The sequence below is a fragment of the Streptomyces sp. MZ04 genome (genome assembly GCF_004684775.1).
In the GTDB taxonomy this organism is placed as follows: domain Bacteria; phylum Actinomycetota; class Actinomycetes; order Streptomycetales; family Streptomycetaceae; genus Streptomyces.
The window spans coordinates 18,125-44,515 of the sequence record NZ_SRIC01000039.1; the positions used below are offsets into that span (position 1 = coordinate 18,125).

Genomic DNA, 26,391 nt, shown 5'->3' on the forward strand with positions numbered 1-26,391 from the left:
GTGTGCCCGCCCGGCCGTGACCGGTCCAGGCGCGCCGCTATCGGGCGGCGCTCTCCACCGGCCGCTGGGCCGACACGGAGGCCTCGCGTTCCCCCGCGGTCGGGGACAGTGCGACAAACGCCGAGGTCAGGAAGAGGTAGGACCCGAGGCCGACGGCGAGGGGGAAGATGAACTGCATCGTCGTGGCCCCGGGCAGCGCCCCACCCGACTCGCTGACCCGCACACTCACCGCCATCATTCCGGTGTAGTGCATGCTGCTCACCGCACCGCCCATGACCAGGGATGCGACGGCGACCGCGAGGGGCGACTTGATGTTGAGCGCCGCCCACAGGGCCGCGGTCGCGGCGACGACGGCGATGACTACGGAGAGGCCGACCAGCACCGGGTCGTAGCGCACATCGCCGTTCAGCCGCAGGGCGGCCATGCCCAGGTAGTGCATGCTGGCGACGCCGAGCCCGGTGGTGAGCCCGCCGAGAGCCAGCGCACGCCCGCGGTCACGGCCGTAGCCGACGGCGAAGACGCCCCCTCCCACGACGGCCATGGCGACGACCAGGCTGAGGATGGTCAGCGGCACGTTGTAGTGGATCTCCGTGCCGCTGACTCCGAAGCCGAGCATCGCCACGAAGTGCATCGTCCAGATGCCGGTGCCGATGGCGGAGGCCGCGGTGATCAGCCAGTTGCGTCGTGACCTGCCCGTGGCGGCGAGGGCACGGACGGTGCAGCGCAGCCCGAGGGCGGCGCCGATACAGGCCATCGCGTACGACAGCACGGGTGTCAGCCAACCGAAGGTGGCGTGGTCCAGGTGTCCCATGGCCCCGGGACGCTAGTCCTGGCGGGGGCGCACAACGGGGGCGCAGTTCGAAAGGTGTTGGAATATGACAGAGAGGGGTTCGTGAACGATCGCGTCACGCTCGAACGTGTGCCCCCGACGCGCATGCGCGTCGTTGAGCAATCATGTCCACATGAGCGATGACCAGACGCGCGTACGTGAGTTCTTCGGTGCCCGAGCTGCCGACTGGGACAGCAGGTTCCCCGACGACGGCCCCGCCTACCGGGCCGCGGCCACCGACCTCAAGTTGCGGCCGGGCGCCCGTGTCCTCGACGCCGGGTGCGGCACTGGACGCGCCCTGCCCGCGCTCAGGGACGCCGTGGGGCCCTCAGGAGTCGTACTCGGTGTCGACCTGACACCCGCCATGCTGGAGGCCACCGTACGGGCGGGCAGGGACCGCGACGGGCAGCTCCTGCTCACTGACGTGACGCGTCTGCCGTTGCGCGACGAGTGTCTCGACGCCGTGTTCGGTGCGGGCCTGATCTCCCACCTCCCCGATCCGGCGCGGAACTTGCGGGAGTTGAGCCGTGTCGTACGCCCCGGAGGGCTCCTCGCGCTCTTCCACCCCATCGGCCGGGCGGCGCTCGCGGCCCGGCAGGGCAGGCAGATCACCCCGGACGACCTGCGCGCCGAGCCCAACCTCCGCCCGCTGCTTGCCGCTTCGGGGTGGCGGATGACCTCGTACATCGACGAGGACGCGCGGTTCCTGGCGCTGGCGGTGCGACAGGGCTGACGCGGGGCGGCCGCCGGCGCTCCATCTCCGTTAGGGCCGGAGCGGTCCACTCCGTTGTCCTTTGCCCACACCCGGCAGATACCGTCGGCCGCATGGACGAAGAGGCCCTGCTCAAGCGCTCCGACGGCCCGGTCACCCGCAGTCGGCTCATCCATGATCTGACCGCGCTCGGCCTCACCGACGGCGACATCGTCATGTTCCATACGCGGATGTCTGCCATCGGATACGTGGCCGGCGGCACCCACACACTCATCGGTGCCCTCCGCGATGCCGTCGGCGAGTCGGGCACCCTGATGGTCACCTGCGGCTGGAACGACGCGCTGCCCTACGGATTCACCGAGTGGCCGCGAGCCTGGCAGGACGCTCTGCGGGCCGAGCACCCCGCGTACGATCCCCGGATCTCCGAAGCGGATCACGCCTATGGACGACTGCCGGAAGCTCTCCGCAGGTGGCCAGGGGCGGTGCGCAGCCGTCATCCCGATGCCGGCTTCGCCGCCCTTGGCGCATCGGCGACCGCGCTGATGGCCGACCACCCCTGGGACGATCCGCACGGCCCGGACAGCCCCTTGGCCCGGCTCGTCACCATGGGCGGCAGGGTTCTCCTGTTGGGCGCCCCGCTGGACTCCCTCACGGTCCTGCACCATGCCGAGGCACTCGCCGAAGCTCCCGGAAAGCGAAGCGTGGACTACGAACAGCCGATCCTTGTGGACGGCGAACGGGTCTGGAGGCGCTTCCACGACATCGACTCCTCGGCGGGCTCCTTCGACTACTCAGCCGTGGTCCCCCAGGGCCAGGACCCCTTCGATGCCATCGCCCAGGACATGCGCGGCGCCGGAATCGGCATCGCGGGGCTGGTCGGCGCGGCCGAATGCCACCTCTTCGAAGCCAGTGAAGTCGTGGACTTCGGGATCAGCTGGATCGAGGAGAAGTTGGGCAGCGCCTGACACCGACTGCGTCTCCGGCACGGCCGGTGTCAGAGCCGTGACAGTCGTATGTCCGGTCCGTCGGCGAGTGTGGCGGAACAACCGCGACGGAAGGAATTCCGATGAGTCAGACGCCTCCCATCCCGCACGGCCTCCCCATGGAGCGCGATGCGGGCGCCTTCGACCCGCCGAGCCGCATCACCGCGCTGCGCGAGGCTCGCCCTGTCAGTCCCCTGGTCTTCCCCGACGGTCACGAGGGCTGGCTCGTCACCGGCTACGAAGCGGTCCGCCAACTCATGGCCGACACCCGGTTCAGCTCCCGCCAGGACATCGGCCCCGTCCGCGTTCCGTACGAGGTCCCCGGTATGCCCGCGGTGACCGAACCGTCCCCGCAGATACCGGGCGTGTTCATCGCCATGGACCCGCCGGACCACACCCGGATGCGGCGCAAGCTCACCGGCGCCTTCACCGTCAAACGCATGAAGCAGCTCGAAGAGAGCATCATCGACATCGCCGAGCGGCAACTGGACGAGCTGGCGCGCCTCGCCCCACCGGTCGACCTGGTCAAGGAGTTCGCGCTGCCGGTGCCCTCGCTCGTGATCTGCGAACTGCTCGGTGTCCCCTACGGGGACCGGGAGACCTTCCAGGCCGACTCCGCCGCATTCATGGAGAGGGACATCGGGCTCGAGGACAAGATGGCCGCGTACACCGGCCTGACCACGTACCTCGCCGAACTGGTCGCACGTAAACGCGCCGAACCCGGCGAGGACATCCTGTCCGACCTGGCCCGCCACGACGATCTCACCATCGAGGAGCTGACCGGCGCCGCCTTCCTGCTGCTGCTCGCGGGCCACGAGACCACCGCCAACATGCTGGGCCTCGGCACCTTCGCGCTCTTGGAGCACCCCGAGCAGCTCGCCGAACTGCGCGCCGACCCGGACCTGATGCCCGGTGCGGTCGAGGAACTCCTGCGCTACCTGTCCGTTGCCGACATCTTCTATCGCTATGCCACGGAGGACATCGAACTCGGCGGCGAGACAATCGGCGAGGGGGCGACGGTCGTTGTTTCACTCCTGGCCGCCAACCGCGACCCCCGGCGCTTCGACGACCCCGACACGCTGGACATCCACCGCCAGGCCCGCGGCCACACGTCCTTCGGCCACGGCATCCACCAATGCCTCGGCCAGCAGTTGGCCCGCATCGAGATGCGCGCCGGTTTCGACGGACTGCTGCGTCGCTTCCCGACCCTCGAGCTCGCCATCCCCGCCGACGAGGTGAAGCTCAGGACGGACATGAACATCTACGGCGTCCACGAACTGCCGGTCACCTGGACGCATATGACCCGGTAAGAGCTGCTGGTCAGTCACCCGGCCACAGCGGACACGAAGGCATCCGGGTCGTCGAACATGACATTGTGCCCGGCCTCCGCAACGGTGATCACCCGGACCCCGGATGCGATCAGCTGATCCCGACCGTCGAGTTGGCCGCTCAGCGCGCCCTGCACGAAGACCCGCTCCACAGACAGGTCCATGAGCATCTTGCGCATCGTGGGCCGTGTCCCCCTCACGAGTCCCGTCGCGCTGCGGTGCAGGGCGCGGGGATCAGCGAGCCGCATGGTCGCCGCCCACGTGGGGCCGATCTTGTCCAGCACGCGCGCGTAGCCGTCGGTGACGAATTCCTCCTCTCCGTAGGTGGCGATTCCGCTGCTGCCCGCTGTCGGGACCGGGTTCGGGTCGAGATTGGCTTCGGTGAGGACGAGCCGTGACACAAGGGCGCCGCGTCGGTGCGCGAGCACGATGGCCACGGCGCCGCCCATGCTGTGACCGACGATCTCCGCGCCGGAAACCTTCGCCTCGTCCAACACCGCGGCCAGGGCGTCCGCGTGGTTCTCCAGCGTGTAGCCGAAGTCAGCCGGCCGGTCGCTGATGCCGTGGCCCGGCAGATCGACGAAGAGCGATCGGCGTCCGGCCAGTTCAGGCCTGGCCGCGATGTGCGCGTGGTAGACGCTCGATGCCGCGCCCAGCCCGTGCACGTACACCCGGGCCGGGCCGGATCCGTCGGCTTCAGTCCAGCGGACGCAGTTCCCCTGTGCGTCGAACTTTGTCTCGTGCATCGCCGCTCCCCCGCTCTTTTGTCCTGCCTCTTTCATCCTGCATCGCGCTCAACACAATACATCGAGATCGATGTATTGCGTGGGCGAGGTACAGCGGCTGTACGGCAGAATGCACGGCATGCTCGAACTGGCCATCCTCGGATTCCTCTACGCCTCACCGCTGCACGGCTACGAGCTGCGCAAACGCATCACAGCACTGACGGGGCACGTGCGCCCGGTCGCGGAGAGCACCCTGTACCCCGCCATCAAGCGGCTCGAGAAGGCCGGCCTTCTCGCCCGCGAGACGCAGCCCGGATCAGGGGCTGCTCCCCGGCACGTCCTGAGTCTCACCGCGGAAGGGCGGCACGAGCTGCGCCGCAGACTCGCGGAACCGGAGCAGGCGGACATCACCGACGAGAACCGCTGGTTCACCGTCCTCGCGTTCCTGCGTCACCTGGACGATCCGGCAGCACAAGCCGCGGTCCTGCGCCGCCGTCTGGCCTTCCTGGAGGAGCCCGCCAGCTTCTTCTACGACGGCGACCGCCCGCTGCGCGCCGAGGAACTGGACGACCCGTTCCGGCGCGGCATCCTCACCATCGCCCGAGCGACGAGCCGGGCCGAACTCAACTGGCTGCGGGCGACGCTGGAGTCACTCCGCTGAAGCGGGGGCGGTCGCGTCGCCGTGCGGCACCGGGCAGCCCCGCACCCCCGGCACCGGGAACGTGCCGAGCTCGCCCACCCGATAGCCGTTCCGGTACCCCTTGATCTCCCAGTTCTGGCGGGCGTAGTGCGGCGCGGTGCGCGGCGGCATCAGGCGCACGGCACGGCCGCGCAGCCGGACGGCACCCCTGACCAGCCTGCGGGCGGCGGCACTCGGCGGTTCGTAACGGAAGGCGCGCAGCAGGGGCTCGTCGAGCAGCGCGAGAGTCGACGCGCGCAGCACGGGAGCCAGGGCGCGCGGGTACCAGGAGGCCATGAGGTCGAGGGTCGCGTCGGAGACCCTGCGCGCGCCCTCGTCCCACGCGAAGTGGGCTTCTTCGTAGGCATCGAGACAGCGCTCGAAGTCTTCGTAGGACTCCGGGATGTCCTGGATGCCCATGTGCCGGCCCAGGGTGCGGTAGTGGACGACGGTGGCGACCGTCTCGTGACGGGAAAGGCGGCGCCAGCCATAGGCGTCGATCCAGCGCTTGGGCATCACGACGAACGTGCACAGCACGTATCGCATGTCTTCATTACTGATGTCGTAGCTGCGGTGCATCTGGTTGATGCGGCGGATCGCGCCACGGCCCTCGTCCGCGCCGAAGCCGTGCTCGACGACGGCGTCGAGGAGCAGGGACGTGTCGTCGTACCGCTTCTGCGTACGGTCCGTCAGTTCCGAGGTCTCGGCGAGGAGTCGGCCGATGCTGGGAACGGCGTAGGTGCGATAGAGCGCCATCTCAAGAGCGCGGGTGAAGTCCCAGGGGAACTCGTACACCGCGCTGAGCCGGTAGATCTCCAAGGAGTCCTTCTCCGGGTCGAGACGCCGGATCTCCTTGAGCCGCTCGTAGCGCTTCACCGCACGGTCCCCCTTCAGTCGCCCGAACTCCAACTCTACTTTGGGGTACGTAAGATGGATGATCAACGGCGCCGGCCGCGCCCTCGGGGGGAAGGTGGCTCACATGTTCGACAAGCTCCGCAAGTTGTGGCGCACGGAGGGAGCCGTGCACGGCGAGAAGGAGCGTGCGCACAACCTCTTCGAGGCGGCCGCGGTCTATGTGGCGGCGTGTGCCGAGGACGACCAGGACCGGATGGACGAGGCCACCGGCTGGGTGTCGCCGGAAGCCCTGTCCTTCGGTGTCAGCGAGCTGGCGTGCCGCGCGGTCATCGCCCTCGCCCGGGAGCGCGACGAGTCGCCGAAGGACGTGGCGCGTACGCTCCTCGACCTGCCTGCCGCCTGACATCCGTGTGGGTGGGGTCGGGGCAGGCCAGCGCCTCGGTGACGGGGTTGCCCGTCTCGGCCGCGTGGGCGAGCCGTTCCCGTACGTCGCGCGGCGTGCGGGGGCGGTAGCCGGGACCCCAGCCGCAGCAGTCCTGCCGGAAGCGCAGCCCGGCGGTCAGGACCGCGCTCAGGGCACGCCATGCCGCCGTGTCACGTCGCTTGGGCACCGCCAGCGCGGAGCCCGCGTTGAGCAACTGACCGCCGCACTGAGGGCAGATGTCGACGCGCACGCGTCCGTAGTCGGCCACCTTCTTGAAAGAAGCGCGGCACGGCAGACACACGAAGTGCGAACTGGCTCTGGGCATGACAGCCAGCTTAGGCATGCGGAACGGGGCCGACGAGTGAATTTCCTGGTCATCCACCCCTCGACGATCAAGCGGACCAGTGGTTAGGGTGCGCCGACGGATGAAGCAATGGGGAGGCTGGCATGGCCGGAACGGACGACGCAGTCGCCGCCGAGGACGACGCGCTGTACGTGCTGACCGCGGTGCTGCTGACACCCGCGAAGTTCCCGAGCGTGCTCGGTGACGACTATCCGGAGGCGTGCGCGGCCCTGGGACTGGCGCCGCTGGCCGCCGGGTACGGACTGGTGCTCGGTCAGGACGGCGCCGGAGCCCGGTGGACGGTAGTCGTCGACGATGTGTCGCTCGTGGCCGTGGCGATCGCGTCCTGGGACTGCGGCATGGAGTACGACCTGTCGCCCGATGAACGCACGGTGGTCGCCGCGCTGCCCGGCTGGCCTCTGGCGGTGGCCGTCGCCGCGCCCGGTGTGCCCGCCCCGCACGACCCCGAACCGGACCCCGAGGACCCGGATCTCACACCGCTCTCGCCCCCGGTGACCGACACCTGGGGACCCGCCCAACGGCGGCTCGGCGCCGACGAGATCGCCTTGCGGTGGGCGGCGTGGCGCGACCAGATCGACGATGCCGACTTCCTGCCGGACGACGCGCCTGCGCCAGCCGAGGCCACGCAGGAGGACTCTGGGAAAGAGGCCTCTCCGGAGAGCGACGACGCGGATGCCGCGGTCGCGTCGCTAACCGGCGTGCGTCGGGTCATGGCGGAGGCACGGGCGTATGTGAGCACTCCCCCGCCGCTGGGCCGCGTGCGGTCGTCGTTCGCCTCCGGAGAGGCCCGCACGCTGCGCGCCGACGGTCCTGGCTGGTCGATGGTGGCCAGGACCGACGACATCGCGTTCATCCTGCTGGACGAGGAGCCGGGCGAGGTGCTGCCCGTGGGGCGCGGGCCCGAACTGCCCGGGCTCCTCGAAGCGCTCGACAAGATGGCCGTGCGCCCCGCCTGATCCCCGCTGGATCGGCCCGGCCTCTGGCCTTCGTCAGCGGGGCGGTCCCGGGTCGACGAGCAGCGCCGCCATGGCCGTGTCGTGGTCCTCGTGGTTCCGGAGGGCTTCCAGTTCAGCTCGCCAGGTCTCGTCCCACGACGTCGCCCGGCTTCCGGCGCGGACCAGGTCGAGTGCCAGCGACCCGGAGGCCGGGGTGCCGCGTTCACGCAGCAGACGGACGGCCGCGAGCAGTGCCGCACGCGCGCGTGCGGTGGGCACGTCGACGGATACCCCCGTGGAGAAGGGCAGCCGTTCGGGGCGTTCCTCGACCAGGGCGAGGAGCTGTTCCCAGCGTTGCGCATGGTGTTCGCCGTGCCGGATGGCGGCCAGCGCCGACTTCCATGTCAGCGCGGCCGTCTCGCGATACAGGCCCACGGCCCGCAGGGAGAGAGCCACGGCGTCGGCGACAAGGAGCGAGCGCGGAGAGCCGCGTGAGATCGGCAGGGACTCCCCGATGCCCGCGAGGCGACGCAACGCGTCGGCCCGCAGCCGCGGGTCAGCCGCGTCCGCGCGTTCCTGGAGCGTCCGCATGGCATCCCTGAGGATGGGGCCTCCCTCCGCCCCCAAGGGGAACCACAGCAACTGCTGGGCCGCCGTCTCCCATTCCCCTCTGGATCGCCGACGGTCGGTGATGACATGGGCCACGGTGCGCATGGCATCGGCCGATTCCGGTGTGAACCAGGCCGGCAGCGCCCGGCACGCGGCGACGACGGTCTCCTCGGTGCCTTCCTTCACCAGACGTGTGAGGAAGGCGGTGTAGGCGACACCCACGGATTCGCCCACGGCTCCCCCGCGCCCTTGGATCACCGCTTCCCTGACCGCGGCTACGTCCGCCTCCTGCGCGAGGCGGTCGGCGATGCCAGGACGGTCGACCCTGGCAACGAGGAAGCGTGCGATGACGGCGCGTACGTCGCGGTGTTGGCCCGGTGCGTCCCAGGCTCGCACCAGCGCGTCGAACGCCTCGTCGCCGGTGAGGGCACACAGGGCGCGCACGGCCTCCTTCCGGGTGCCCACGGGGGCGTCGGCCGCGCCGGCGACAGGGGCGAGGAGGGCGACGGCTTCCGGGTCCGGCAGGGACACCAGGAGCCGACGGACGGATGCCATGGCGGCACGCCCCCGTACGCCGCCCGTCGCGGCGTGCCGCAGCAGGACCTCCAACAGCGCATCGGTGGCGGGCTGGGCACGGTCGTACGCCACTCCCGCCACTTCGCCCAGTGCCCCGAGTGCCGCCGCGGCGACGGGCTGGGGCGCCGACTCCGCGAGTGCGGTGAGCCGTTCGGCGTCGCGCAGTTGAGCCGCCGCGTCGGCACGGGTGCGCAGCGGGGCCAGTTCGTCCGTGGCCACGCGCGCGTGGTGCTCGTCCCAGGCGTGGCGCTGTACGGGGAGCCAGCGGCCGGTGGGGCCCGGGTGCGGTGCGCCCGACCAGGCGGCCGCCCGGGGACGTACACGGCCGGAGAGTCCGTCCCGGGCAGCGGCAAGCACCGAGTCCAGCAGGTCGGTTCGCCGGGTGACGAGGGTGCGCAGGATGACCGGCACCTCGATGAACGACGCGTCGAGGCCGATCAGTTCGGCGCTGCGCTGTTCCCGCAGCGGCGCGGGTGCCACCCAGGCTGCCGCGGCACGGGCCGCGAGGTCCGGGTCGCCGGACTCCAAGGCGATGCGCCGGACAAGGGTGTCGAGATCGGGCAGCGCGGTGAGGTGGGGCGCGAGGAGTTCGGCGAGGGCCGTGTGGAGATCGGGGCGCGCTCCTGTGGTGGCCGCTGTCGCGGGCCAGAGCGCTCGTGCCGATGCCTCGTCGATGGGCAGCGAGGCGACGGGGCGGTGCGAGCGGGGGTCGGCGAGCACCTGGCAGAGCAGCTCCGTCGCGTACGCGGCCCTCCTCCACTCGCCGGCCGACGTGGCGCTCTGCACGGCGCGGCGCAGCAGCCGCTCGGCCGCGTTCAGCGTGCGTGCGGTCGAATCCCGTGACTGGACCGTAGTGATCACCGCGTCGCGCAGGACCCGGTCGGGCAGTGCGGCGAGCAGGCGCCGGGAGGTTCCAGCGAGCTGCTGGAGGGCTGCCCTGCGTACCTCTTCCTGGTCGTGCCAGGCGCGCTCGCAGTCGACGGCGACCCGCGCGAACTCGTCCGGGTCGCCCTCCAGTTCCGCACAGGCCAGCAGCGCGGGCCAGGCCATCAGGCGGTGGTGGACGCGGTGCTGGTCCGCCATGTCGCGCAGCAACGGCTCCCCCACAGCGAGCGGGAGCGCGACCGCGAGACGGCTCGATGTCCACTGCTGGTTCGACCGGCGCTCCACCCAGGGGCCGACGATCTCCGCCCGGTGGGCCGGTTCCAGGGCGGCAAGCGTGGCGATGGGGACGCTGCGCATGGAGCGGCCGCGCCGGATGCGTTCTTCGACCAGTCGACGTCGATCCGGGCCGGGCAGCAGCGCCAGCAGGCCGTCCGGTTCGATGTCCTGTCGCCCTGGCCCGCGGTACCGCGGCTGCCTCATCAGGCAGCGGCGGGCCAGGTCCACGAGGTCCGCCGGCGGGAGTTCGCTCAGGGCACGCCGCGTGGCGGGTGGCAAGGCGCCTGCGGAGAGCCGCAGTTCGCGGTGTGAGCCGTCCGATTCGGGTGGCGCGGCGCGCAGGATCGCGAGGACGCGGGCCGGATGGCGCAGCAGGGAGCCTGCCGCTCGTGCCGTCAGGAGATCGGGTGCCCGTTCGAGGAGCAGCAGCCCCGCGTCCGGGTCGCGTTCGGCGGCCATGCTCGCGACCGCACGACAGCGGGCTGTGAAGCGGTGGTGCTCGCGATGGGCGAGGTTCTGCCATCGTGCGGCGAGGAATTCGGCGACGGCGTACGGAGCGGTGCGGGCCAGTGTGCTGAGCACTCCCGGCGGTGGATCGAGCCGGGGCAGCCATGCGGCGACCGTCCGGGCGGGGCATGCGGGCAGGAGCTGGGCGGCCTCCCGGGCTCCGTGGCGTTCGTGGACCTGCGGCAGCAGGCGTGCGGCGAGCGCGCGGCGACGGCTCAGTCGCAGTACACGGAATGTCTCGTGCCGCGCCGCTTTGATGTCGCTCGACGCGAGCTGCTCCAAGGCCGCTTCGGGCACGGGGAGCCGGATGGCGGCCGAGAGTGCTCGGCGGCGCAGCAGGGGGTCGGTCAGGGCCTCGGCGATGGAGGCGAGGTCACGCCGGGTGACGGCGAGGAAGAGCGCGGTGTGCCGTTCGTCAGGTGCACCTGCGGCGAGGACCTCGCGGAGTGAGGCGTACGCCTCCGGTGTGAGCGCTCGGGCGTAGCGTGCCAGGGCGCTCATGCGGGCCGGGAAGGGCAGCGGGTCGAAGTGGGCCTTCAGCCAGGCCGACGTCAGCGGCGCGGGAACGGGCTGGGGTTCGGGCTGGGGGGACGGCGTCTGCGACGCCTCGTATGTGGCCATCAGCGATCACCGTGGGATCGCTGGACGGCCTCCTCTCGGGAAGTCATGTACGCCATGATCACTGCCGAATCGCGGGTGGCGCAACGGGTTTTCCGCTCGTGGATCCGCCTGGGCCGATCCACGAGCGGGGAAGCCGCCGGTTGCCGCGCGCCGGGCTCGGACCGACCCGCGTGGCGCCGCCTCAGAAGCGGCCCGTCAGTGGCCTATCTCCTTGCGTGAGGCGCGGCGCAGCCTGCGCCGCTGGGCCGGGTCGAGTGTCAGATAAGCCGCGGCCGGGACTCCCAGCACGATCAGGAGGGCAGCCCACCAGGGCAGCCAGATCAACAGGATGATGCCGGCCGCCACACCTCCTGCGGCGATCTTCGCGTTCTTCGACATGTGCGTCGCCTCCTTCGCGGCTGCTGCCGCTCTCTGTCTTGAGAAACGGGATCCCGCCGCCCACGGTTCCAGTCTGCTCCCCTGATAGACCCCTGAGGCGCGACCCTGACATGACCCGGAGCCGCTTCCGGGATCCGGAAGGCGGCCTGCCGGGCTATTCGACCCGCAGCGGCTCGCCGACCTCGTACATGTGGCGCAGCACCTGCCGGTAGGAGTCGACGAATCCCGCTTCCGTGTACGGCATACCCAGCTCCGCGCAGTGGGCACGGACCAGCGGCTGGGCGCGCCGCAGGCTGGGGCGGGGCATGCTCGGGAAGAGGTGGTGCTCTATCTGGTAGTTGAGTCCGCCGAGGAACCAGTCGGTCAGGAAGCTGCCCCGGATGTTGCGCGAGGTCAGGACCTGGCGGCTGAGGTGCCCCCAGCGCTCGCCGTCGGGGTCAGGCATCTCCATGCCCTTGTGGTTGGGCGCGAAGGCGAGCCCCAGGTGCAGGCCGAACAGTGCCTGGTGGATGGCGGCGAAGGCGATGGCGTGCCCCACGGGCATGGTGATCAGCAGCAGCGTCACGTAGCCGACGATGTGGGCCACCAGGAGAAGCCCCTCCACGACGCGCTCGCGCGGGCTCTGGCGTCGCAGGTCCTGGAATCCGTAGATCTTCATGGCGACGCCCTGGAGCAGCGTCAGGGGGAAGAACAGCCAGGCCTGGTTCCGGGTGAGCCAGCGCCGGAAACCGACGCGGATGCTGGCCTGCTTGCTCGTCCACACGAGGACGTCCGCGGCGACATCGGGGTCCTTCTCGATGTGGTTGGGATTGGCGTGGTGGCGGTTGTGCTTGTCGTTCCACCAGGCCGAACTCATCCCCAGGAGGAGGTTGCCGTGGATGAGGCCGAGGGCGCGGCTGACCCTGCGGTCGCCGGTGATCTGGGAGTGGCCCGCGTCATGCCCGATGAACGCCGTGCGGGCGCACAGCACCGAGAGCACGGGAGCCAGGAGCAGCACCCACCAGGAGCCCCCGATCAGGAACATGCCCGCCGCTGTCGCCGTCAGCGCCGCCGCGTTGACGGCGATGGTCAAGGCGTACCAGCCGGTGCGGCGGCCCAGCAGCCCCTGCTCCTTGACGGTGCGCAGCAGGGGTGCGAAATCGCTCCCGGCGGGCTGCCTTCCGGTGGTGCCTGGGGAACGTTCCGCGACTGCTGCGGCGGCCTGGGGCATGGTGAGGTCTCCGGTCTGTGACTGGATCTGGCGGACTTCACTCAACGTATGAGCCGGTGACCTTGGGCAACCATGGCGCCTTCACCCGTCTTCTGAAGGGGGCCAGCACCGCCCGGCAGGGGGGTTAGCTACACCGTCGGAGCCGCGTGATCGGGATCACGGCGCGAGGATTCCCGTCCGCCCAGCGGCGTGCTGTACTCTCGGCCGCTCCGGTCTCAGTAGTCAAGTTTGAGGAATGCGCCATCGCTGTGCACAGACTCCCCACCGTGTCACCTTCCGAGATCTCTGAACTGTCCCGTTGTTCTGTGCTGTTCGTGCCCGCCGACCCGGCACGCACCGGCCGGGTGGCCTTCTGGCACCCGGACGGCGACGCGCCGCCCGCCGTCGCGGCCGGCACCGCCGAGGAGCTCACCGTCGCCGTGCCCGGCGACGACGGGGCACGGCTCGGCGACGTCTCGGCCGTACTGCTGCCGGTGCGCGCGGCGCTGCCGGTGCTGACACGCGCGCGTGCCGCGGCCGAGGCTCATCCGACCGCCACGTTCTGGGGGACGGCGGGCGTGCTCGCCCTGCAACTGGCCGCACGCGGCCTGCTGTTGCCCGGCCTGACGCCCGGTGACCACGACGCCTGGCGCTCGGGCCCACTGGGCGCCGACGACCTGCGGCGCCTGCGCGACCTCGCGGCGGCGATGCCTCCGGCCGCCCACGCCCTTCCGCTGGACGACACCGAGCCCCTGCGGCTGCCCCAACCGGAGCGGCTGCTGCGCCAGTTCCTCGACGCGGTGGCCGACACGCTGCCGCGCACCCCCGCCGCCGCGGTCGCCGCGGGCGCGCCCGCCTTCGCCGCCCCGCAGCCGCAGCACATCCCCGAGCAGCGGCCCTGGGCCATGGATGTCGCCGCCGGGCACGACGCGGGCGTACGCGTCTCCCTGCGCGTCGAGGTCCCCGGCCTGGTGTCGCAGACCTCCGACGAGAGCAGGCTGCCGTTCCGCGCCGTGCTGCAGATGCACAGCGTCAGCGACCCCTCGCTCGTCGCCGACGCGGCCGAGGTCTGGGCCGGTTCGGCCGCCTCGGGGCAGGGCTTCGGACCGCGCGCACGGATGGACGCGTTGCTCGCGCTGCGCCGGGCCACGCGCGCGTGGCCGCCGCTCGCCCCGCTGCTCTCGGCCACCGTGCCCGATGCCATCGAGCTCGCTGACGAGGAAGTGACCGCGCTCCTCGGTGAAGGCTCGCGGATGCTCGCCGCCGCGGGTGTCGAGGTGCACTGGCCCAAGGAGCTGGCGCGCAACCTCACCGCCCGCGCGGTCATCGGCCCGCCCGACGACGACACCAAGGACCCGGACAAGCCGTCCTCGGACACCCCGTCGCACCTCTCCGCCGATGCCCTGCTCGCCTTCAACTGGCGGTTCGCGCTGGGCGACAAGCAGCTGTCCCGCGAGGAGCTCGACCGGCTCGCGGAGGCCAACCGCCCCGTGGTGCGCCTGCGTGACCAGTGGGTGCTCATCGACCCCGAAGAGGCACGGCGCGCCCGCGAGCACCAGGACCACAAGGTCACCCCGATCGCCGCACTGAGCGCCGTGCTGACCGGCACCACCGAAGTGGCGGGGCACCGTGTGGAGGTCCAGCCGACCGGCTGGCTGGCGACGCTCCGCGAGCGCCTAGCCGATCCGGAGGGCATGGAGCCCGTCGGGCAGCCTGCGGCGCTCGCCGCGAATCTGCGCGACTATCAGCTGCGCGGCCTGAACTGGCTCGCCCGGATGACGTCGTTGGGCCTGGGTGGCTGCCTGGCGGACGACATGGGCCTCGGCAAGACCATCACGCTGATCTCCCTGCATCTTCACCGGCAGACGGAACCCGAGTCCGCAGGACCCACCCTGGTGGTCTGTCCGACGTCCCTGATGGGCAACTGGCAGCGCGAGATCGAGAAGTTCGCGCCCGGCACCCCCGTGCGCCGCTTCCACGGCGCCCGGCGCAGCCTGGAGGACCTGGCCGACGGCGAGTTCGTGCTCACCACGTACGGCACCATGCGCCTCGACTCGGACAGCCTGGAGAAGGCCCCCTGGGGCATGGTCGTCGCCGATGAGGCACAGCACGTCAAGAACCCGTACTCGGCGACCGCCAAACAGCTGCGCACGATTGGCGCACGCGCGCGCGTGGCGCTCACCGGCACCCCCGTGGAGAACAATCTCTCCGAGCTGTGGGCGATCCTCGACTGGACGACACCGGGCCTGCTCGGCAAACTCGGCACCTTCCGCACCCGCTACGCGCAAGCCGTCGAAGGCGGCAAGGACCCTGCCGCCGCCGAGCGGCTCTCGCAGCTCGTACGCCCGTTCCTGCTGCGCCGACGCAAGTCCGACCCGGGCATCGCTCCCGAGTTGCCGCCGAAGACCGAGACCGACCGGGCCGTCTCCCTCACCACGGAGCAGACGGGTCTGTACGAAGCCGTCGTGCGGGAGACGCTCGCGGAGATCTCCGGTGCCGACGGTTTCGCCCGCCGCGGTCTGATCGTCAAGCTGCTCACCGGGCTGAAGCAGATCTGCAACCACCCCGCGCAGTTCCTCAAGGAGGACGAGCCGCGGATCGAGGGGCGCTCCGGGAAGCTGGAACTCCTCGACGAACTGCTCGACACGATCCTCGCCGAGGACGCGGCCGTGCTCGTCTTCACGCAGTACGTCCAGATGGCGCGCCTCATCGAGCGGCATCTGGCAGCCCGTGGCGTGCCCTCCCAGTTCCTGCACGGCGGCACACCCATCGCGGCGCGCGAGGCGATGGTGCAGCGCTTCCAGGACGGTGAAGTGCCCGTCTTCCTGCTGTCGTTGAAGGCCGCGGGCACAGGGCTGAACCTGACGCGGGCCGAGCATGTCGTGCACTACGACCGCTGGTGGAATCCCGCCGTCGAGGCGCAGGCCACGGACCGTGCGTACCGCATCGGGCAGACACAGCCCGTGCAGGTGCACCGCCTGATCGCGGAGGGGACGATCGAGGACCGGATCGCCGACATGCTGCTGCGCAAGCGGGAGTTGGCGGACTCGGTCCTGGGCACCGGAGAGGCGGCGCTGACGGAACTCACCGACACCGAGCTGTCGGATCTGGTGGAGCTGCGAGGGGGGACGCGATGAACGACACGTACGACGAGGCGTTCGACGAAACACACGAGGAGTCCGGGCAGGGCGCGCACCGCCACGAGCGCACCTTCGACGCTCTGCCGCCCGCGCACGGGCGGGGGTTCGCGGAGAGCTGGTGGGGCCAGGCCTGGCTGAAGGCGCTGGAGGACACGGCGCTGGACCTCCAGCAGCTGAAGGCGGGCCGCAGGCTCGCGCGCGCGGGTGCCGTGGGCGCGGTGTCGGTGCGTCCCGGGCGCATCACCGCGGTCGTCCAGGACCCGGACGGCACCGCCCATCGCTCGGACGTGCTGCTGCAGCAGCTGACCGAGGCCGAGTGGGACCGCTTCCTGGGCATGACCGTGGAGCGCGCCGGGCACATCGCGGCGCTGCTCGACCGCGAGATGCCGCCGCATCTGGTGGAGGACGCGGCGGCCGCGGGCGTCGAACTCCTGCCCGGCATCGGCGACCTGGAGCCCGAGTGCGACTGTGACGCGTGGGACCACTGCGGGCATACGGCCGCGCTCTCCTACCAGATGGCCCGGCTGCTCGACCAGGATCCGTTCGTGCTGCTCCTGATGCGCGGCCGTGCGGAGCGTGAGCTCCTTGACGAGCTGCAAGTACGCAGCGTGGCGCGGGCGGAGGCCGAGGAGGCCCCGGAAGAGGAGCAGGAGGAGGCCCAGGAGGGCGTGTACGCCGCTGTGGCGTACGCCGAGGGTGCCATCCTCCCTCCGCTGCCGGACCTCCCTCCCCTGCCCTCAGAGCCGGGCCTGCCGCCCTCGCTCGACACGGAGGCGGAGCCCGCGCCGGGCATCGATGTGGCGGCGCTCGAGTTCCTGGCGGCGCAGGCGGCCTCGGAGGCGCACCGCCTGCTGGCCGAGGCGCTCGCCGCCGGGCACGAACAGCAGCCGGTCGAACCCGAGTTGACACCAGGTGAGGACGCCGTGCGCCTGGCCGCCGCGGCGCCGGGCGCACCGGTGGCGACACGGCTCGCGTCGGCGTTCGACCGGGGCAAGGACGGGCTCGCGCTGGCGGTACGGGCCTGGGAGTTCGGCGGACCGGCCGCGCTGTCCGTCCTCGAGGAGGAGTGGACGCCCGGCGCCGAAGCCCTGGCACGCGCGCGTGCCGCCCTCGACGTGGCCTGGGACGAGGACGAGCGGCCGCAGCTGCGGGCCGCCCGCAACCGCTGGACCGTGGTCGGCGGCGACGCCCAACTGCGGCACGGGGGCGACGGCCGCTGGTGGCCCTACCGCAAGGAACGCGGCCGCTGGACTCCGGCGGGCCCGGCCACCCATGACCCGGCGACGGCGCTGGCCGTGGTGACCGGCGGCGAGTGAGACCGACCGGTGGGGTGCGGGCCGAGAAGGGCCCGCACCCCACCGCTGAACCTCCACGGCACAACACACCTCCCCTTGACCGAAAAGCGTCCGGCGGCGCCCGGCGCGTCCGTGCCGGGCGCGCATGCGCCGGGAACACCGGCACGCGGACTCGCCCTGATCAGTGATTGAGCGCGGCCATGTCATCCGGGAGCGTGGACCGCACCGGTTCAGGGGCATCGGGTCACGGACACGACCTGCCTGAACACGTCAGCGCGATCCACCTGAGGGGAGGGCGACCAAGGGCCGCAGGCCCAACCACTGCTGACCGGACGATGACGGACGGCGGCGCCTCCTGCCCCTCGCGGGAGGCGCCGTCACCATGCCCCCTGACGTTCACCTTTCCGCCTCCTTGCGTTCGTGGCGACGGCGAAGTCTGACCGCTGTCACCGAACTCGCGCCCCAGGAGGCACCCATGTCCCCGCACGCCGCCCGTCAGCGTCGCGTCCGCCGTACCGTCGCCGCGGGTGTGCCGTTCGCCGTGATCGCGGCGGTCGCGGTGACCGGGACCGCCACGGGCGCGCAGACCGGCGGCAAGGAGAAGGCGCCTCGGATCACTTCCACCGCGACGCTCGGCGACATCCCGCTGGGCGGCTTCAGCAACTCCTTGCTGCCCGGCACGGTGGACGACGACCGGGACGTGCGTCTCGGAGGCATCGGCAGCGACATCTGTCCGGCAGGCCGCAAGGGCGAGTTCTGGACGGTCACCGACCGGGGACCCAACGGCCAGATCAAGGTGGACGGCAAGAAGCGACGCACCTTCCCCGTCCCCGGTTTCGATCCGGCGATCGTGAAGATCCGCGTCTCCGGAGACACCGTGAAGGTCATCGACGCGCTGCCGCTGACGACGTCCTCCGGAAAGCCCGTCACCGGACTGCCCAACCAGGAGGGGCGCGATGAGGCTCCGTACACGTACGACGCCAAGACCCCTCTGACACACGACCCGAACGGCCTGGACACCGAGGGCATCGTGCGGGCCGACGACGGCAGCTTCTGGCTGGTCGACGAGTACGGACCCTCGCTCGTCCACGTCTCCGCGCGCGGGAAGGTGCTCAAGCGCTATGTGCCTCAGGGCCTGAAGCTGTCCGGCGCCGACTACCCCGTTGTCGAGGCGCTGCCCGGCATCCTGCTGAACCGCAAGGTCAACCGCGGCTTCGAAGGGCTGGCCCAACTGCCGGGCGGGGACCTGGTGATGGCGGTGCAGAGCCCGCTGTCCGTCCCCGCCGAGGACGCCGGTGAGGGCTCGCGGACGACGCGGCTGCTGCGCTTCTCGCCGAAGAAGCAGGCGGTCACCGCCGAATACGCGTACCGCTTCGACGCGGTGGGGGTGGTCGACCCGGGCGAGGACGACACGTCCGAGCTGAAGATCTCCTCCGTAGTGGCCGTCGGCCGCGACCGGCTCCTCGTAGAGGAGCGCACCGACAAGGCCGCGCGGCTGCAGACGGTGAAGCTGGACCGCCGCTCCGACATCCTCGGCGGCCAGTGGGACGACGCCGCCACGAAGCCCTCCCTGGAGCAGCTCGACGATCCGGCGGACTCCGGAGTGCCCGTCCTGAAGAAGCGTCTTGTGGTCGACCTGGGCGGCATCGAGGGCGTGCCCGACAAGATCGAGGGAGTGGCCCTCGTGAACAGTCGCACCCTTGCCCTGATCAACGACAACGACTTCGGGATGACGGACGGCCCGGAGGCCTTCGACAAGGACGGCCGCCTGGTGGACAGCGGTGTCGAGACCAGTGTGACGTACGTGCGGCTGCCGAAGGGCCTCTGAAGCTGTCCACGGCCGACAAGTCGTCCACTGGCGACTAGTTGCCCGCGGCCGAAGGGATCAGGGATTCCAGGTCTTCCGGATCGCTCGGAAGATCACTGGGGAGGTCCGACGGGAGCCCGCTCGGCAGGTTGGAGGGGACCTCGGTCGGCAGTTCCGAGGGGATCTGCGACGGGATGCTCAGCGACGGCGTGGGCTTGCCGCCCGAGCCCTCGCTGCTCTCGGAAGGGCCCCTCTTGCCCGGGGATTCATCGCCGCTGGTGGCCACCATGACCACCGCGACGACGGCTCCCACCGCAATGATCACGGCGAGCAGGATGAACAGCCGGTTCCGCTGCCCCGAAGGACCTCCGGACGATGAGGGCGGCGGCCAGGGGCCTCCGTCCGGAGGTATGCCGCCGCCTCCTTCAGGAGGCCAGCCCCCGCCGCCGGGAGGCGGTCCGTACCCGCCTCCCGGCGGTCCGAAGCCGCCATCACCTGGAGGGGGCGCGTCGCCCGGCGGAGGAGGAGGCTGCGGCGGTACGGGCGGCATGGCCATACCGTCAAGAGTCGGCTCACACCGGTCAAGACGCGACCCCTGTGCAGAAGTTGATGCTTCCGCAGTGACGCTTCGGGGTCAGCCGCGCGCCCCCAGGAGGTGGTCCATGGCCAGTTGGTCGAGGCGTTCAAAGGCCATGCCACGGGCGGCGGCACCCGTGACGTCGAAGTCTTCGAAGGCGTGACGGTCGGCGAGCAGCCCGGACAGGCCGTCCTCGGCGGTGGGCAGCGACAGTTCGTCGAGCCGTGCGGCGCGCAGGGCTTCCTGGACCTCCGGGTCGGCGCGGAACGCGGCCGAACGCTGTCGCAGGATCAAGTAGTTGCGCATGCACCCCGCCGCCGAATCCCACACCCCCGCGTAGTCCTCCGTACGCGGCGGCTTGAAGTCGAAGTGTCGCGGCCCTTCGTAACCGCCCCTCTCCAGGAGGTCGACCAGCCAGAAGGCGCTCCGTAGATCGCCTGCCCCGAAGCGCAGGTCCTGGTCGTACTTGATCCCGGTCTGGCCGTTCAGGTCGATGTGGAAGAGCTTGCCCGCCCACAGCGCCTGGGCGATGGAGTGCGGGAAGTTGAGGCCGGCCATCTGTTCGTGGCCCACTTCGGGGTTGACCCCGAACAGCTCGGAGCGCTCCAGGCGCTCGATGAAGGCAAGGGCGTGACCGACGGTCGGCAGCAGGATGTCGCCGCGCGGCTCGTTCGGCTTGGGCTCGATCGCGAAGCGCAGGTCGTAGCCCTGTTCCGTCACGTACTCGGCGAGCAGGTCGAATGCCTCCTTCATCCGGTCGAGAGCGTCGCGCACGTCCTTGGCGGCGCCGGACTCCGCGCCCTCCCTGCCGCCCCACGCGACGTAGGTGTGAGCGCCGAGCTCCACCGCGAGGTCGATGTTGCGGATCGTCTTGCGCAGGGCGTAGCGGCGTACGTCGCGGTCGTTGGCGGTGAACGCGCCGTCCTTGAAGACGGGGTGCGTGAACAGGTTCGTGGTGGCCATCGGCACGACGAGGCCGGTCGCGTCGAGCGCCTGGCGGAAGCGCTTGATGTGGGACTCGCGCTCGGTCTCCGTGGCCCCGAACGGGATCAGGTCGTCGTCGTGGAAGGTCACTCCGTAGGCCCCCAGTTCGGCCAGGTGCCGTACGGAGTCGGCCGGTTCGAGGGGTGCGCGGGTCGCGTCTCCGAACGGGTCCCTTCCCTGCCAGCCGACGGTCCACAGACCGAAGGTGAACTTGTCCTCAGGAGTGGGCTGATACGTCATGTGCGGCTCCCTGGATGGCGGATGCGGGCGGCGGGGCGGCCCGGGCGCGGCTGTGCCGTGAGCTCGAATGCGGCCGCCACGACTATTTCGTCATGGCCCTTAACAAATTAGTATCCGGAGGCATCCCTGGGAAGGTCGGACGGAGAGAAGTCCGGAAGCACCCGGAAAGAGCCGCGGGAACGGAGACCCCCGATGTCATCAGCACCAGCAGCCGACGGTCCGCTCGTCGTCGGCGTGGACAGCTCCACGCAGTCCACCAAGGTCCTGGTCGTCGACGCCGCGACGGGCAGAGTGGTGGCGAGCGGTCAGGCGCCGCACGGCGTCAGCCCGGGCACAGCACGCGAGAGTGATCCCGAGGAGTGGTGGAGCGCCCTGGGCGAGGCCCTGCACCAGTGCGGCGAGGCGGCGCGGGAGGCCGCGGCGGTATCGGTCGGCGGCCAGCAGCACGGCCTGGTCACCCTGGACGCGAACGGCAGGCCGGTACGGCCCGCGCTGCTGTGGAACGACGTGCGCTCGGCGGCACAGGCCCGCACCCTGGTCGACCGCCTCGGTGGCCCGAAGGCATGGGCCGAGCGGGTAGGCAGCGTGCCGGGGCCCTCCTTCACGGTGACCAAGTGGGCCTGGCTCAGCGAGCACGAGCCGGCGTCGGCCCGCGCCACCGCCGCCGTCCGCCTCCCCCACGACTACCTGACCGAGCGCCTCACCGGGACCGGCACGACCGACCGGGGTGATGTCTCCGGCACTGGGTGGTGGGCGTCCTCTACGGAGACGTACGACGAGGAGATCCTCGACCTGGTCGGCCTGGATCCCGCGCTGCTGCCGCGCGTCGCCCGCCCCGGAGAGGTCGTCGGCACCGTACGGGGCAGCGGCGAACTTCCCTTCTCCAAGGGCACGCTCGTGGCCCCCGGTACGGGCGACAACGCGGCGGCCGCCCTAGGCCTCGGCCTGTGTCCCGGCACTCCGGTGCTGAGCCTCGGCACCTCGGGCACGGTGTACGCGGTCTCCGGCAGGCGCCCCACGGATCCGACCGGGACGGTGGCCGGTTTCGCCGACGCACGCGGCGACTGGCTGCCGCTCGCCTGCACCCTCAACTGCACCCTTGCCGTGGACCGCGTGGCCGCGCTCCTGAGCCTGGACCGTGAGGCCGTGGAGGCGGGCGGCGCCGTCACCCTGCTCCCCTACCTGGACGGCGAGCGCACCCCGGACCTGCCGCACGCCTCCGGGCTGCTGCACGGTCTGCGGCACGACACGACTCCGGGGCAGCTGTTGCAGGCGGCGTACGACGGGGCCGTGCACTCGCTCCTCGGCGCCCTCGACCTGGTCCTGGACGCGGACGCGGACCGCTCGGCTCCGCTGCTGCTCATCGGCGGCGGTGCACGGGGCAGGGCCTGGCAGGACACCGTGCGGCGGCTCTCCGGGCGTCCTGTTCAGGTGCCCGAGGCCCGGGAGCTCGTCGCGCTCGGGGCCGCCGCGCAGGCCGCCGGCATCCTGACAGGCGAGGATCCCGCGGCGGTCGCTCGCCGCTGGGGCACGGCCGCGGGGCCCGTGCTCGACCCCGTGGAGCGGGACGAGACGGCGCTGGCGCGGATCGCCGGGGTAATCTCCGACGCGGCGCCCCTTCTTGAGAAGGCGGCCCATGAGCAGGGAAAACCATGAGTGATGACGAGCAGGGGCTGACGGGGGCATGACCGCACCACCGCACGGTACGCGGCAGGGTGCGTCCGGCGCCCAGCTGCCCGACACCCAGCAGGGGATGCGCCGCCGGAATCTCTCGCGTGTCCTGCACGCCGTCGCGGCGCACGGGCCGTTGTCCCGTGCGGCGGTGGCCTCCCGGATCGGCCTGACCCGGGCCGCGGTCTCCACCTTGGTGGACGAGTTGATCCGTTCGGGGCTCTTGGACGAGCTGGGTCCCGAGCGCCCAGGCAGGGTGGGCCGACCGGGCTCCGCCCTCGCCATCAGCGGGCGCGGTCCGGCCGGCATCGGCGCGGAGGTGGGCGTCGACCATCTCGCGGTGTGCGCGGTCGATCTGCGCGGAGAGGTACGCGCGCGTGCCGTGCGTCAGGGCAGCAACCGGGGGCGCTCCCCCGAGCCGGTCCTCAAGGAACTCCTCGCGCTGGTGCGGCAGGTGAACACCGAGGCGGGCCGGGAGGGGCTGCGCCCCGCGGGGCTCGCCGTCGCCGTGCCCGGTCTGGTCGCCCGCGACACGGGCAAGGTCGTCCATGCCCCCAACCTCGACTGGCACGACGTCGACCTCGCCGCGCTGCTGCCGGGCAAGCTGCCGCTCACGGTGGACAACGAGGCGAACTTCGGCGCGCTGGCCGAGCTGTGGCTCGGCGACGAGGTGCCGCAGGACTTTCTCCATGTCTCCGCCGAGATCGGGATCGGTGCCGCGCTGGTCGTCGACGGGCGGCTGCTGCGCGGGACGCGCGGATTCGCGGGCGAGCTGGGCCATGTTCCGGTGCGGCCCGATGGCCCGGCGTGTCCGTGCGGCGGTCATGGCTGTCTTGAGCAGTACGCGGGTGAGGAAGCGGTGCTGCGCAGGGCGGGCCTTGCCCCTGGCGCGGACCGGGTGGGGCTCCTCACCGAGCGCGCCGCCCAGGGCGACCGGGACGTACGGAGCGCGCTGCGCGAGGCCGGGACCGCGCTGGGCATCGCGCTCACCGGTGCGGTGAACCTCCTGGACCCTCGGTCCGTGGTGCTCGGCGGGGCGCTCTCCCGGCTCGCGCCGTGGCTGCTGCCGCCGCTGGAGGCCGAGTTGGAGCGTCGCACCGCGGGCACGGCCTGCGGCGTCGCGGTCTCCCGCCTGGGCTCCGAAGGCCCGTTGCTGGGCGCCGCACACTCGGTCGTACGGGCGGTCCTCGACGATCCGGCGGGGGTGTCCTGACGGACCTCCAACCGGCTCGGCAGGCCTCCGGGGACAGCCTCGCTCCCCCTCGCCCATGGTCTGGGGCAGTCGCCCCCTGTTGACTATGGTCCGGGCCATGGGAAGCGATGACGACGCGCTTCTGGATGACGACGCACTTCTGGCAGAGCAGATCGCCTCCTACCGGGCCTGCGCGGCCGAGTACGACCAGCCCTACGCGGAACGTAGGACCTACAGGACCTGCTGACGGTCGCCGACGACCTCCCGATCGGCAGGGACGTACTGGAGCTGGCCTGCGGGACGGGTCAGTGGACCGCGATGCTCGCCGCGCGGGCGCGTTCGGTGACGGCGGTCGACGCGGCGGCCGAGCCCCTGGCCCTCGCCCGCTCTCGTGCCGCTTCTGCACACGTCCGGTTCGTCCAGGCCGACATGTTCGCGTGGCAGCCGCCGAGGCGCTACGACACGGTCTTCTTCGGCTTCTGGCTCTCTCACGTCCCACCGGGGCGGCTGTCCGACTTCTGGAACACCATCGCGGCCGCGCTCGCGCCGGGCGGTAAAGCGATCTTCATCGACGACGGGCCCGCCGAGGCCGCACGGGAGGAGGTCCACGCCGACCGGTCCGTCCCGGCGGCCGTGCGCCGACTCGACGACGGGAGCCGGGACCGCATCGTGGAGGTGTTCCACGATCCCCGGACGCTCACGGACGAGCTGACGGCGTTGGGCTGGTCGACCCGCATCCGGACCGTGGCCGGCAAGTTCATCGTCGGCATCGCGGAACCCCCGCGGCCCAACGGGTCAGCGTGAGGCGCGGGTGGCCGACAGCGCGTCGGCCACCCGCGTTTCGGTGACGAGGGCGCGGATGACTCCCGTGTGCGGGGCCGCGTCGACGGCATGGGCGCGGCGGCGACGGCGCGGGCGGCGTACGGAGGCGGCGGCCACGACGTCACGGGCCAGTGAACCGCACAGTGTGCCCACGGCTGTGCGCGGGCTCGCCCTGGCGCATTTCCGTCAGCATGTGCGTACCTCAGCCTCCTTCCGGTGAACCGAGCGTCGTCGTGGCATCGCCCGGGCAGAATCGCGAGACTGCGAGGGAGCCGACGGGAGCAGGGACAGTCATGGAAATGGACCGGCATGGCCACGCCATGAGTGGCACCGGCGATGAAGCCGCGCGGCATTACGAGCGCGCACTCGACGCGCTGTTGTTCTTCCGGGGGGAGGTGGCCGATGAGGCGCAGGCGATGGCGGCGGCCGCTCCCCGGTCCGCCATGGCGCAGGTCTTCGGCGCCTATCTCGGGCTGCTCGGCACCGAGGAGAAGGAGGCCGCCGCGGCGCGGAAGTCCTTCAGCGCCTTCCTCGGCGCCGTCGACCTCGCGGGGCTCTCACCGCGCGAGCGCATGCACGCAGCCGCTGCCGACGCCTGGCTCGACGGGGACATGTTCCGCGCGGGGGAGATCCTCGGCGAGCTCAGCTGCGAGCATCCCCGCGACGCCCTCGCGCTGGCCGTCGGTCACCAGATCGACTTCTTCTCGGGCGACGCCCAGCGGCTGCGCGACCGGATCGGCGGCGCGCTGACGTCGTGGGACGCCGATGACCCGCACTTCGGCCCGCTGCTGGGGATGTACGCCTTCGGCCTCGAGGAGTCCGGGCATTACAGCCACGCCGAGGAGACCGGGCTACGCGCCGTGGAACGCCATCCGCGTGACGTGTGGGGCATCCACGCGGTCGTCCACACGTACGAGATGCGCGGACGGTTCGCCGACGGGATCCGCTACATGGACGCGCGGACGGCGGACTGGGCCGACGGCAACTTCCTGTCCGTGCACAACTCATGGCACTACGCCCTGTACGCGCTGGAGTCGGGGAGCATCGAACGGGTCCTCGCCGTCTACGACAACACCCTCCACAACGAGTCGTCGCACGCCATCGCCATGGAACTCCTGGACGCGTCGGCCCTGTTGTGGCGGCTCCTCCTCGCCGGTGTCGACGTCGGGCCGCGCTGGGCGACGCTCGCCGATGCCTGGGCGGGGCGGGAGGACGGCGCGTACTACGCCTTCAACGACGTACACGCCGTGATGGCGTACGCGGGGGCCGGCCGGATCGCCGATGCCGAGCAACTCGTAAAGGACCGCGAGCTGTGGCTCGCCCGCACCGACCCCGCGGTGTCCAACCAGGCGATGACGCGCGAGATCGGGCTGCCGGTGTGCCAGGCGCTCATCGCCCACCGCCGGGAGCAGTACACCCGCGTCGTCGAGCTGCTCGCGCCGATCCGGTACCGCCTCAACTTCTTCGGCGGCAGCCACGCGCAGCGGGACGCCATCCAGCGCACGCTGGTGGAGGCCGCCATCCGCTCCGGCCGACACGACGACCTCGCGCGCACCTTGCTCAGCGAGCGGATCAGTCTGCGCCCCATCTGCCCCTACAACTGGCAGGCGCGGGCGCGGCTGGCCGACCGCCTTGGCGACCCCGGCCAGGCCGTCGCCGCCCGTACTCGCGCCGAGCAACAGGCCGCCGCCGGTGCCGCAGCCTTGGGGTGATGGGGCCGCACCCAGCCTGAACGGTCCGGTCAACGCTCACCCATATCCCCCTTCGACGCCCACCCATCCTCCTTCG

General features: G+C 71.4%; 23 protein-coding genes. 14 read left to right on the top strand and 9 right to left on the bottom strand.

The features are described 5' to 3' along the window. Positions 1–37 precede the first annotated feature (37 nt). Entirely contained in the window at positions 38–811 is a 774-nt protein-coding gene (locus E2651_RS11745; protein ID WP_135331025.1) for an MHYT domain-containing protein, read from the bottom strand. 151 nt (positions 812–962) lie between these two features. Between E2651_RS11745 and E2651_RS11750 the strand changes: the two genes are divergently transcribed. From E2651_RS11750 to E2651_RS11760, 3 genes are all read left to right on the top strand, one after another. Continuing rightward, entirely contained in the window at positions 963–1,562 is a 600-nt protein-coding gene (locus tag E2651_RS11750) for a class I SAM-dependent methyltransferase (RefSeq protein WP_135331026.1), read from the top strand. A 92-nt stretch (positions 1,563–1,654) separates the two neighbouring features. After that, complete coding sequence (gene aac(3), locus E2651_RS11755) at positions 1,655–2,506, top strand: aminoglycoside 3-N-acetyltransferase (protein ID WP_135331027.1); 852 nt, start codon at positions 1,655–1,657, stop codon at positions 2,504–2,506. A 101-nt stretch (positions 2,507–2,607) separates the two neighbouring features. Further along, entirely contained in the window at positions 2,608–3,834 is a 1,227-nt protein-coding gene (locus E2651_RS11760; protein ID WP_135331028.1) for a cytochrome P450, read from the top strand. 14 nt (positions 3,835–3,848) lie between these two features. Here E2651_RS11760 and E2651_RS11765 read toward each other — a convergent pair whose 3' ends face one another. Next, entirely contained in the window at positions 3,849–4,598 is a 750-nt protein-coding gene (locus tag E2651_RS11765; protein ID WP_135331029.1) for an alpha/beta hydrolase, read from the bottom strand. 118 nt (positions 4,599–4,716) lie between these two features. Between E2651_RS11765 and E2651_RS11770 the strand changes: the two genes are divergently transcribed. Then, positions 4,717–5,238, top strand: coding sequence for a PadR family transcriptional regulator (locus E2651_RS11770; protein ID WP_135331048.1), 522 nt, complete (start codon positions 4,717–4,719; stop codon positions 5,236–5,238). On the opposite strand, the gene E2651_RS11775 is transcribed toward E2651_RS11770, so the two are convergent. Further along, a complete protein-coding gene (locus E2651_RS11775; RefSeq protein WP_135331030.1) occupies positions 5,227–6,132 on the bottom strand; it encodes an oxygenase MpaB family protein in 906 nt (301 codons plus the stop codon). The genes E2651_RS11770 and E2651_RS11775 overlap by 12 nt on opposite strands. A 103-nt stretch (positions 6,133–6,235) precedes the next feature. Between E2651_RS11775 and E2651_RS11780 the strand changes: the two genes are divergently transcribed. Beyond that, positions 6,236–6,514, top strand: a complete 279-nt coding sequence (locus E2651_RS11780; RefSeq protein WP_135331031.1) for a hypothetical protein — start codon at positions 6,236–6,238, stop codon at positions 6,512–6,514. A 468-nt stretch (positions 6,515–6,982) separates the two neighbouring features. Continuing rightward, the gene (locus E2651_RS11790) at positions 6,983–7,855 is read left to right on the top strand and encodes a hypothetical protein (protein ID WP_135331032.1); all 873 of its coding nucleotides are present in this window, start codon (positions 6,983–6,985) and stop codon (positions 7,853–7,855) included. Between the two features lie 33 nt (positions 7,856–7,888). Here the strand turns inward: E2651_RS11790 and E2651_RS11795 are convergent, their stop codons facing one another. The 3 genes from E2651_RS11795 to E2651_RS11805 all read right to left on the bottom strand — a co-directional run bounded on the left by E2651_RS11795 (position 7,889) and on the right by E2651_RS11805 (position 12,896). Continuing rightward, positions 7,889–11,308: a hypothetical protein gene (locus tag E2651_RS11795; protein WP_135331033.1), complete on the bottom strand. Its 3,420-nt coding sequence runs from the start codon at positions 11,306–11,308 to the stop codon at positions 7,889–7,891. A 195-nt stretch (positions 11,309–11,503) separates the two neighbouring features. Next, positions 11,504–11,686 (bottom strand): hypothetical protein, encoded by a 183-nt coding sequence (locus E2651_RS11800; RefSeq protein WP_135331034.1) that lies wholly within the window; start codon positions 11,684–11,686, stop codon positions 11,504–11,506. Positions 11,687–11,840: 154 nt separating this feature from the next. Then, on the bottom strand, positions 11,841–12,896 hold the full coding sequence (locus E2651_RS11805) for an acyl-CoA desaturase (RefSeq protein ID WP_135331035.1): 1,056 nt from the start codon (positions 12,894–12,896) through the stop codon (positions 11,841–11,843). A gap of 248 nt (positions 12,897–13,144) precedes the next feature. Between E2651_RS11805 and E2651_RS11810 the strand changes: the two genes are divergently transcribed. The 3 genes from E2651_RS11810 (at position 13,145) to E2651_RS11820 (ending at position 19,138) form a co-directional block, all read left to right on the top strand. Continuing rightward, positions 13,145–16,012 carry a DEAD/DEAH box helicase gene (locus tag E2651_RS11810; protein WP_135331036.1) on the top strand — a complete coding sequence of 956 codons (2,868 nt, stop codon included), beginning with the start codon at positions 13,145–13,147 and terminating at the stop codon, positions 16,010–16,012. Next, entirely contained in the window at positions 16,009–17,331 is a 1,323-nt protein-coding gene (locus tag E2651_RS11815; RefSeq protein ID WP_245238751.1) for an SWF or SNF family helicase, read from the top strand. The genes E2651_RS11810 and E2651_RS11815 overlap by 4 nt, the downstream gene beginning before the upstream one ends. A 454-nt stretch (positions 17,332–17,785) precedes the next feature. After that, complete coding sequence (locus tag E2651_RS11820; RefSeq protein ID WP_135331037.1) at positions 17,786–19,138, top strand: esterase-like activity of phytase family protein; 1,353 nt, start codon at positions 17,786–17,788, stop codon at positions 19,136–19,138. A 34-nt stretch (positions 19,139–19,172) separates the two neighbouring features. Here the strand turns inward: E2651_RS11820 and E2651_RS45215 are convergent, their stop codons facing one another. Continuing rightward, entirely contained in the window at positions 19,173–19,442 is a 270-nt protein-coding gene (locus E2651_RS45215; protein ID WP_135331038.1) for a hypothetical protein, read from the bottom strand. Positions 19,443–19,751: 309 nt separating this feature from the next. Beyond that, the gene (xylA, locus tag E2651_RS11835) at positions 19,752–20,918 is read right to left on the bottom strand and encodes a xylose isomerase (RefSeq protein ID WP_135331040.1); all 1,167 of its coding nucleotides are present in this window, start codon (positions 20,916–20,918) and stop codon (positions 19,752–19,754) included. Positions 20,919–21,110: 192 nt separating this feature from the next. On the opposite strand from xylA, the gene xylB reads away from it, so the two are divergent. From xylB to E2651_RS11850, 4 genes are all read left to right on the top strand, one after another. Then, complete coding sequence (gene xylB, locus E2651_RS11840) at positions 21,111–22,574, top strand: xylulokinase (RefSeq protein ID WP_135331041.1); 1,464 nt, start codon at positions 21,111–21,113, stop codon at positions 22,572–22,574. Positions 22,575–22,602: 28 nt separating this feature from the next. Beyond that, a complete protein-coding gene (locus tag E2651_RS11845; protein ID WP_135331042.1) occupies positions 22,603–23,802 on the top strand; it encodes an ROK family transcriptional regulator in 1,200 nt (399 codons plus the stop codon). 97 nt (positions 23,803–23,899) lie between these two features. After that, entirely contained in the window at positions 23,900–24,028 is a 129-nt protein-coding gene (locus E2651_RS46120; RefSeq protein ID WP_348541627.1) for a hypothetical protein, read from the top strand. Between the two features lie 41 nt (positions 24,029–24,069). Further along, on the top strand, positions 24,070–24,585 hold the full coding sequence (locus E2651_RS11850; RefSeq protein ID WP_348541628.1) for a class I SAM-dependent methyltransferase: 516 nt from the start codon (positions 24,070–24,072) through the stop codon (positions 24,583–24,585). Here the strand turns inward: E2651_RS11850 and E2651_RS11855 are convergent. Next, positions 24,577–24,720 carry a hypothetical protein gene (locus E2651_RS11855; RefSeq protein ID WP_167828769.1) on the bottom strand — a complete coding sequence of 48 codons (144 nt, stop codon included), beginning with the start codon at positions 24,718–24,720 and terminating at the stop codon, positions 24,577–24,579. The genes E2651_RS11850 and E2651_RS11855 overlap by 9 nt on opposite strands. 176 nt (positions 24,721–24,896) lie before the next feature. Here E2651_RS11855 and E2651_RS11860 point away from each other — a divergent pair, with 176 nt between their 5' ends. Continuing rightward, entirely contained in the window at positions 24,897–26,315 is a 1,419-nt protein-coding gene (locus tag E2651_RS11860) for a tetratricopeptide repeat protein (protein WP_135331044.1), read from the top strand. Positions 26,316–26,391 lie beyond the last annotated feature (76 nt).